The sequence below is a fragment of the Trueperaceae bacterium genome, from assembly GCA_019454765.1.
Taxonomy (GTDB): Bacteria; Deinococcota; Deinococci; order Deinococcales; family Trueperaceae; genus JAAYYF01.
Genome location: JACFNR010000004.1, coordinates 1 through 8,591, shown reverse-complemented (window position 1 = coordinate 8,591; position 8,591 = coordinate 1). Strand labels below are relative to the sequence as shown.

The window sequence follows — 8,591 nt, the reverse complement described above, 5'->3', positions numbered from 1 at the left end:
GGGGAAGTGCGCCGTCGCGAGAACGCGCGGCGCCAGCCGGCGGATCCGCTCGATGCTGCCGAGGTACCAGCCGACGTCTAGGTACGAGGGGACGCCCGCCAGCTCCCCGCCGGCGTACTGGCCGTCGCCGAGGACGGCGTCTGAGGCGAGCAGCAGGCCCTCGCCCTCGTCCCAGAGCCCGATGTGCCCGGGCGAGTGGCCCGGCAGGTGGACGACCTCGAGCCGGCGCGAGCCGACGGCGACGACGTCGCCGTCGCGCACCGCCCCGACGGGCGTGGGGGGTCCGAGTAGGCCCCTGAGCCAGGCTCGGTCCGCCTCGGAGGTGACGAAGTCGGGCGCCAACGCCCCGTAGGCGTCGGCGATGTGCCAGTCCGGGTCGCGGGCCCAGGCGGCGTCGGCCTCGTGCGCGAGGAGGCGGCAGCCGGGGTTGGCGGCGAGGAGCTCGGCGTTCCCGCCGAAGTGGTCGGCGTGCGCGTGGCAGATGACGCCGGTGCCCACGCGGGCGGCGGGGGCCAGTTCGGCGAGGGCCGGGAGCACGAGCGACGAGACCTGTCCGCGGCAGCCCGTGTCCGTGAGGAGCCAGCCGCCCGAGCCACCGTCCAGGAGGTAGAGGGCCAGCGGCATGCGCGTGCCCGTCACGGTCGTGTCGAGGCGATGAACGCCGGGGACCACGGTGGTGAGGTTCATACCTTCAGCTTGGGGTCGAGGGCGTCGCGCAGCCCGTCGCCAAGGAGGTTGGCGGCCAGCACGGTCAGGGCGATGGCGGTCCCGGGGAAGACCCCGAGCCACCACGCCTGCCGGATGAACTGCCGTCCGTCGGCCAAGATGGCGCCCCACTCGGGCGCGGGCGCCTGAGCGCCCAGCCCCAGGAAGTTGAGGGCCGCGCCGGCGAGGATGGCGTTGGCCACCCCCATGGACGACATGACCATGACCGGCGTGAGGATGTTGGGCAAGATATGGCGCAGGACGATGCGGCGGGACCTGCTGCCGAGGGCCCGCGTGGCGTCGACGTAGACGCGTTCGCGCGCCTCCAGGACGGAGCCGCGCACCATGCGGGCGTAATAGGGCACCCAGGCGATGCCGAGGGCGATCATGATGTTTGTCAGGCCGGTGCCGAGGATGGTCACCACGGCCATGGCCAGGAGGATGGCGGGGAAGGCCACCCAGACGTCGACGATCCGCATGATGAAGACGTCGAGCCAGCCGCGCGAGTAGCCCGCGAGTAGCCCGAGCAGCGTGCCCGCGATGGCGGACAGCGCCACGGGGATCACGCCCATGGGCAGCGAGAGGCCGCCGCCGTGGAGCACCCGGGCGAGTACGTCGCGGCCGTACTGGTCCGTGCCGAAGACGTGCTCGGCGCTGGGCGGTTGGAGCCTGTCGCGCGGGCTCACCTTGACGGGGTTGTACTTGGTGAGCACCGGCGCCAGCAGCACGAGTGCCACCAGCACGGTCATAAGGGTGGCGCCGGCCACGAAGCTCGGCGTGCGCCGCAGCCGCCTGAACGTCTCGGCGAGCGGCGTGCGCGACTTCCGGGCGGTGGTGCCTGGCATCAGTAGCGGATCCTCGGGTCTATGAAGGCGTAGAGCGCGTCGACGATCAGGTTGACCAGCACGTACATGGTGGCCGCCACGAGGACGACGCCCTGCACCACGGGCGCGTCGCGGTTGATGACGGCGTTGGTCACGAGCGTGCCGAGGCCCTGGCGGGCGAAGACGTTCTCGATGATCACGGCGCCCCCGATGAGCGTGCCGAACTGCATGCCGAACATGGTCAACACGGGGATGAGGGCGCCGCGCAGGGCGTGGCGGAAGATGACCTTGCGTGGCGCGAGCCCCTTCGCGCGGGCCGTGCGCACGTAGTCCTCGCGCATGACCTCGAGGAGGCTGGCGCGCGTGAGCCGCGCGAGGACGGCCGACTCGGCGACGCCCAGGGCGACCGCCGGCATGATCAGGGGCAACAGCCCGCCCCGCCCCGTGATGGGGAGCCAACCGAGCTGCACGGAGAAGAGCTGGATCATCATGAGCCCGAGCCAGAAGCCCGGGACGCTGATCCCCAGCAGCGCGATGGTCATGCCGCCCAGGTCGTAGGCCGTGTTGTGCTTGACGGCCGCGAGGATGCCGAACGGCAGCCCGATGAGGGTGGCCACGAACATGGCCGCCACCGTGAGCTGCAAGGTGGCGGGGAAGTTGTCCTTGATGAGCTTGCCGACGGGGTGGTAGCCGAAGAACGACCGCCCCAGGTCGAGGCGGGCCAGGTCGGTGAGGTAATGCCACAGCCTCACCGGGATCGACTGATCGAGGCCCAGCTGGCGCCTGAGCACGGCCATCTGCTCGGGAGGCAGCTTCACCTGGGCCATCATGGCGCCCACGGCGTCGCCCGGGATGAGCGCGACGACGAGGAACACGACGACGCAGATACCCAGCAGCACGGGTACCGTCCAGATGATCCGCCTCGCCAGGAATCCGAACATCGGCCTCGTCTCTGGGTAGTCCTAGGCGACGGCGCGGGGGAGCCGGATGGCCGGCTCCCCCGTCGCGCGCCGCTCAGGCGTCAGTTCGCGTAGCGCGCCTTGCCGAAGTACTTGTAGTAGCCGGTGCCGTCGACCACGAAGTCGACGAGCGCCTTGTCGTGAGCCGCGTAGAAGTACAGCTCGAAGATCGGCACCATCAGCGCCTCCTTCATGATGAACTGCTGGATCTCGCGGTACTTGGCGATGCGCTCCTCGGGGTTCGTCTCGACCTCGGCGGCGTAGAGCATGTCGTCGAGCTCGGGGCCCTCCCAGAAGTGGCTGCTCGGGAAGGTCCCGTAGCCGGCCCTGTTCCAATCCTTGGTCATGAGCGAGGCCGTGGCGAAGACGTCGCCCATGGCGGGCACGGCGTACTCACCGGAGGCGATGGCCGCCGTGTTGGAGGGGCCCTGCGTGGTGAGGACGCTGGCGTCGAAGCCCACGTCCTGCAGGTACGCCTGCATGAGGTAGACCCAGTCGTTCCAGCCCTTGTTCTCGACGAGCACGACCTGGAGCGGCTTGCCGTCCTTCTCGCGCACGCCGTCGCCGTTCGCGTCGACCCAGCCGGCGTCGGTGAGGAGCTGCTCGGCCTTCTCGGGGTCGAACGGGTACATGCTCTCGAGCGACGGGTCGTACTCGGGGAAGACGTTGGAGAGCGGACCGTAGGCCGGCTCGGTCATGCCGAAGTAGACGGTGTCGACGATGGCCTGCTTGTCGACGGCGTAGTTGATGGCCTGCCGCACCGCCAGCTCGTTGGTGGGGGCGATGGACGTGTTGAGGTAGTTCATCTGCGGCATGCCGGGGAGCTGGAAGCCGGTCACCGCGAACGCGTCGGAGTCGCGGAGGCGCACGATGTCGCCGAACGGCACGAGGTCGACGAACTGCGTCTCGCCCGACTCGAGGGTCGCGAGGCGCGTCTGCGCCTCGGGGATGAAGCGGAACACGACTTCGTCCAGCTTGGCGGGGCCGCCGTCGGAGATGAGCGAGGAGCCCCAGGTCCAGTCGGGGTTCCTGACGAGGGTGATGTGGCTGCCGTTCACCCACTCCTTGAAGACGAACGGCCCGGTGCCGACGGGCTGGTAACCCGCCTCGCGCCCGACCGCTTTGACGTAGGCGATGTTGGAGATGGAGAAGGAGGGTCCGGCGAGCTCGACGAGGAAGTCAGGCCGCGGGGTGTTGAGGGTGACCACGACGTCGTTCCCGTTCACGGCCACGCTCTTGACCACGTCGACGAGACGGCCCCAGGTACCGCCGACGAGGTCGGGCGCGTCCTGAGCGAAGGTGAACTGGTCCGCCACGTTCTGGGCCGTGAGGGGGTCGCCGTTATGGAACTTGACGCCCTGACGGATCGTGAACGTCCAGGTCGTGGCGTCGTCGCTCGCGCTCCAGCTCGTGGCCAGACCCGGCACGAACTCGTGGTCCGCGGAGAGGTAGACGAGGGTCTCGTAGATCTGCGCGATGACCTCGGCCTCGTTGACCTGGCCGCTCATGAGCGAGGGGTCGATGCTGCCCGGCTCGAGGTTGCTGGCGAAGACGAGCCTGTTGGCGCTCGGTTGCGCGAACGCCAGCGCGCCGAACAGCACGGCCGCCAGCAACATGGCCGCCGCCGTCCACCTGCGCGTGGCGCGCGCGTGGACGCTCTTGGGTGACGAGTTAGTTACCGTCAGCATGTTCCGCTACCTCCTCGGGTCGACCTCGAGCCCGGGCGCGCTGACCGCCATCCGGGCGACTTGCCTAGGTGTTCTCCTGCTCCACCAGGCCGGCGTGATGTGGTTGCCTTGCCTTCCACGATCCGAGCGACCTCACTTCCGGGAGTCGCGTCGACCTCGCCGGCCGACGCCGATTCCGTTGGGTTATCGACGTCTTCCTATATAATTGATTATAGACTAGCATGCAAGTAGTCGACGGGGAGGCCCAACCGGATGAAGGCGAAGACCAAGCAGGATTACGCTTTCGACGCTATCAAGGAGCGCATCGCCGCGGGCGAGCTCCTGCCGGGGCAACGCATCGTCGTCTCCCGCCTCGCGCAGGAGATCGGCACCAGCGCCATCCCGGTGCGCGAGGCCCTCCTCCGCCTGGAGTCCGAGGGCCTAGTCACCCTCACCCCCCACATCGGCGCCGTCGTCTCCCTCATCACCGGTGAGAAGGTCGAGAAGACGCTCGAGGCCCTCGCCGTGCTAGAAGGCTACGCCACCCGGCTGGCGCTCCCCCGCGCCGACGAGGTGATGGACGAGCTCGGGCGGCACGACGGGGCGATGCGCGCCGCCATGGAGCGCGAGGACTGGGAGGCGTTCAGCGAGGGCAACCGCGCCTTCCACTTCGCCATCTACGCCGTCTGCGACAACGAACCGCTCGTCACCGGCATCCGCTCCCTGTGGGGGCAGCTCGACTCGTACCTCAGCGCCGCCGCGTTCTTCCTCATGCCCGACCGGGCGCAGGGCTCGCTCGACGAGCACCGCCAGATCATGGAGATGCTCCGCTCGCCCGGCACCGACCCGCTCGTCCTCGAGCTGGCGGCCCGCGCCCACAAGATCGGCACCGCGAAGAGGCTGCACGTGGACGACACGAGGAGGGGACTCGCCGCCGCGCGTCACGCGCAGCTCGTCTGAGACCACCCAGCCCGGCACGACCCACCGAAGCCCACGGCACCAGCCGCGGTCCCCCTCTACAACAGCGGAGGAGAAGATGAGCCAGCCAGCCACAACAGGAGCGATGTCGGCCACCACCCGGGCCGTCTGGGAGCGGAACCTCCGCTACATCCCCGGCGGCCTCTTCTCGTTCAACCGCAAGGTGGACCCCATCAAGGTCTTCGAACGCGGCAAGGGTGCCCACATCTGGGACGCCGACGGCAAGCGCTACATCGACTACCACGCCGCGTTCGCCCCGTACTTCCTCGGCCACGGCGACCCGGACGTGGACGGCGCCGTGATCGACGTCATCCGCAGCGGCGCCTCCCTCTTCGGCGCCGGCACCACGCGGGCCGAGGGCGTACTCGCCGAGCTGATAGTGGAGAGCGTGCCCACGCTCGACCAGGTGCAGGTCACCAACACCGGCTCCGAGGCCACGAGCTACGCCATCCGCCTGGCGCGCGCCCACACGGGCCGCGACGGGGTGCTCCTCGTGCAGGGCGGCTACAACGGCTGGGAGGACGACGTCGCCTTCAACCTGATGGACCCGGCCGAGGCGCAGAAGGCGCGCGCCGACGGGCGCGGTCTCGACCTGCACCCCCTGAGCACCGGCATCCCCCGCAGCGTGGGCGCGAACACGTTCGTCGTCCAGTTCAACGACCTGGCCGCCGCGAGGGCCGTGCTCGAGAGCGAGGACATCGCGGTCCTGATCCTCGAGCCCATCCTCCAGAACATCGGCATCGTGAAGCCGGAGCCCGGCTACCTGGAAGGGCTCCGCGCCCTGTGCGACCGGCACGGCACCGTCCTCGTCTTCGACGAGGTCAAGACGGGCTTCCGCCACGCCCTCGGCGGCTACCAGAGCCTCTGCGGCGTGCGGCCCGACCTCTCCACCTTCGGCAAGGCCGTGGCCAACGGCTACCCCCTCGGTGTGGTGGGCGGCAAGCGCGAGATCATGGGCCTCGCCGCGCACCCCGACCCCAAGAAGCGCGTCCTCATCGCCGGCACCTACAACGGTCACCCCGTCCCCGTGGCCGCCGCCATCGCCACCCTCCGCAAGCTCCGCGAGCGTGGCGACGAGATCTACGGCCACACCGACCGCATGGGTGCCCGCATGGAGGCGGGGCTCGAGCGCGTCTTCGCCGGTCGCGGCTACCCCGTCACGATCGTGCGCCAGCGCTCCGCCTTCGCCGTCTACTTCATGGACCACGCACCGCGCGACTGGCTCGACATCGCCCTCCACCACGACATGGCGCGCGACAAGAAGTACCGCGACCGCCTCATCGAGGAGGGCGTGTTCCACTTCCCGACCCCCACCAAGCAGGGGAGCATCTCGTTCGCCCACACCGAGGCCGACATCGACGAGACGCTCGAGATAACCGAGCGCGTCGTCCGGGGGCTCGCGTGAAGATAACGGCCATCGAGACCCTCGTCTGCAACGCGCGCATGCGCAACTGGGTCTTCGTGAAGGTCATCACCGATCAGGACGGGCTCTTCGGCTGGGGCGAGGCCACCCTCGAGTGGCACACCCGCTCCGTGGTCGGCGCCGTCGAGGACCTCTCCCAGCTCCTCATCGGCGAGGACCCGCGCCGCATCGAGCACCTGTGGCAGATGATGTACCGCCAGCACTTCTGGCACGGGAACGGCATCGTGCGCTCCACCGCCATCGCCGGCATCGACATAGCGCTGTGGGACATCGCCGGCAAGATCGCCGGCGTGCCGTGCTCCCAGCTCTGGGGCGGCCCGGTGCGCGACTACGTCCGCACCTACTCCCACCTGGGCGGCGGGAAGATGGAGGACTTCTACGAGACGCGCCGCGACGACGCGGAGCGCTTCGGCGACCTCGCCAGGCAGGCCGTGGAGGCGGGATTCACCGCCTTCAAGTCGATGGCGGTGCCGGAGACCATGCCGCTCGAGGGGCTCAAGCCCATCCGTTACGCCGAGGCGAACGTGGCCGCCATGCGCGAGGCCGTGGGCGACGACATCGACATCATGGTCGACTGCCACGCCCGCCCCTCGCCGACCATGGGCATGCGGTTCGGGCAGGCGCTCGAGCCGTACGGCCTCTACTTCTTCGAGGAGCCGTGCTGGCCAGAGGCGCTGCAGGGCCTGGCCGACATCCGCGCCGCCCTCACCACCCCCGTCGCCACCGGCGAGCGCCTCACCCACCTCGCCGCCTTCCGCGACCTGTTCGCGGTTCAGGGCTGCGACGTGGCGCAGCTAGACATCACCCACTGCGGCGGTTTCAGCGAGGCGCGCCGCATCGCCGCGCTCGCCGAGGCGCACCGGATCGCCCTCGCCCCCCACAACCCCCAGGGCCCCGTCAGCACCGCGGCGTCGCTAGAGTTCGGCTTCTCACAGCCAAGCTACGTGATATGCGAGACGGTGCACGAGGACGTGCCGTGGCGCCAGGACGTGGTGAGCGAGGGGTTCGTGACCGAGCGCGCGGGCCGCATCGTGCGTCCCAACACGAGGCCGGGGTTGGGCATCGAGTTGAACGAGCGGGAGATCGCCAAGCACCCGTTCGAGCAGGAAGTGCTGCAGCGTTCGTTCTACGCGGACGGCAGCGTCGGCGACTGGTGAGACCCGCCCCGCCAGCGCGGGGCAAGCGGCCCACCCGCCGCGGAAGGAGAAGAGATGCGGATCATCCGGGCTGTGACGGAAGGGGGCGAGGTCGTCCAGGCCGCCCTGAGGCCAGGGGGCGAGGCCGTGAGGATAGAGGGCGACCTCTACGGCGGCTACCGCGTCACCGACGAGCCCGTGCGGGTTCAGAAGCGCCTCGCCCCGGTGGCGCCGACCGACGTCCTGGGCATCGGCCTCAACTACCGCCGTCACGCTGACGAGTCTGGCATGGCCATCCCCACCTACCCCGTCCTGTTCCACAAGGGCGTGAACAGCGTGGTCGGCCCGGACGACGCCATCCTCCTCCCCAAGGGAAGGTCCTGCCAGGAGGTCGACTACGAGGTCGAGCTCGCCGTGGTCATCGGCCGCGCGTGCAAGGACGTGAAGCGCGAGGACGCCCTGGCTTGCGTGTTCGGCTACACGGTCGCCAACGACGTGAGCGCCCGCGACTGGCAGATCGCCAAGGGCGGCGGCCAGTGGTGCTACGGCAAGTCGTTCGACACGTTCTGCCCGCTGGGGCCGGAGCTCGTGACCGCCGACGAGATCCCCGACCCGAGCACCCTCAAGCTCAAGACCACCATCAACGGCGAGGTGCTGCAGGACTGGCGGGCCGACGACATGATCTTCGACGTCCCCGACCTCATCGCCTTCCTCAGCGCCGGCACCACGCTGCTCCCCGGCACCGTGATCCTCACCGGCACGCCCCACGGCGTGGGCATGGGGCGCACGCCCAGGCGCTGGCTCGTGGCCGGCGACGTTGTCACCGTGGCCATCGACGGGATCGGGGAGTTGACGAACAGGGTGGAGCAGGAGGGGGGCTAACGCGGGCGTGAGCGCGG

8 protein-coding genes are annotated in these 8,591 nt (G+C 69.7%); 4 read left to right on the top strand and 4 right to left on the bottom strand.

Features of this window, described 5'->3' with window-relative positions:
* The 4 genes from H3C53_02190 to H3C53_02175 form a co-directional block, all read right to left on the bottom strand.
* On the bottom strand, positions 1-687 hold a 687-nt coding region (locus H3C53_02190), incomplete at its 3' end, for an MBL fold metallo-hydrolase (GenBank protein ID MBW7915486.1).
* Complete coding sequence (locus H3C53_02185; GenBank protein ID MBW7915485.1) at positions 684-1,550, bottom strand: ABC transporter permease; 867 nt, start codon at positions 1,548-1,550, stop codon at positions 684-686. The genes H3C53_02190 and H3C53_02185, both read right to left, overlap by 4 nt.
* Positions 1,550-2,470 (bottom strand): ABC transporter permease, encoded by a 921-nt coding sequence (locus H3C53_02180; protein ID MBW7915484.1) that lies wholly within the window; start codon positions 2,468-2,470, stop codon positions 1,550-1,552. Before H3C53_02180 ends, H3C53_02185 begins: the two co-directional genes overlap by 1 nt.
* A gap of 80 nt (positions 2,471-2,550) precedes the next feature.
* On the bottom strand, positions 2,551-4,176 hold the full coding sequence (locus H3C53_02175) for a hypothetical protein (GenBank protein MBW7915483.1): 1,626 nt from the start codon (positions 4,174-4,176) through the stop codon (positions 2,551-2,553).
* A gap of 252 nt (positions 4,177-4,428) precedes the next feature.
* Here H3C53_02175 and H3C53_02170 point away from each other — a divergent pair, with 252 nt between their 5' ends.
* The 4 genes from H3C53_02170 (at position 4,429) to H3C53_02155 (ending at position 8,574) form a co-directional block, all read left to right on the top strand.
* Positions 4,429-5,115 (top strand): GntR family transcriptional regulator, encoded by a 687-nt coding sequence (locus tag H3C53_02170; protein ID MBW7915482.1) that lies wholly within the window; start codon positions 4,429-4,431, stop codon positions 5,113-5,115.
* Between the two features lie 103 nt (positions 5,116-5,218).
* Complete coding sequence (locus tag H3C53_02165) at positions 5,219-6,538, top strand: aspartate aminotransferase family protein (GenBank protein ID MBW7915481.1); 1,320 nt, start codon at positions 5,219-5,221, stop codon at positions 6,536-6,538.
* Positions 6,535-7,713 (top strand): galactonate dehydratase, encoded by a 1,179-nt coding sequence (gene dgoD, locus H3C53_02160; protein ID MBW7915480.1) that lies wholly within the window; start codon positions 6,535-6,537, stop codon positions 7,711-7,713. The genes H3C53_02165 and dgoD overlap by 4 nt, the downstream gene beginning before the upstream one ends.
* A gap of 54 nt (positions 7,714-7,767) precedes the next feature.
* Positions 7,768-8,574: a fumarylacetoacetate hydrolase family protein gene (locus H3C53_02155; GenBank protein MBW7915479.1), complete on the top strand. Its 807-nt coding sequence runs from the start codon at positions 7,768-7,770 to the stop codon at positions 8,572-8,574.
* Positions 8,575-8,591: the final 17 nt, after the last annotated feature.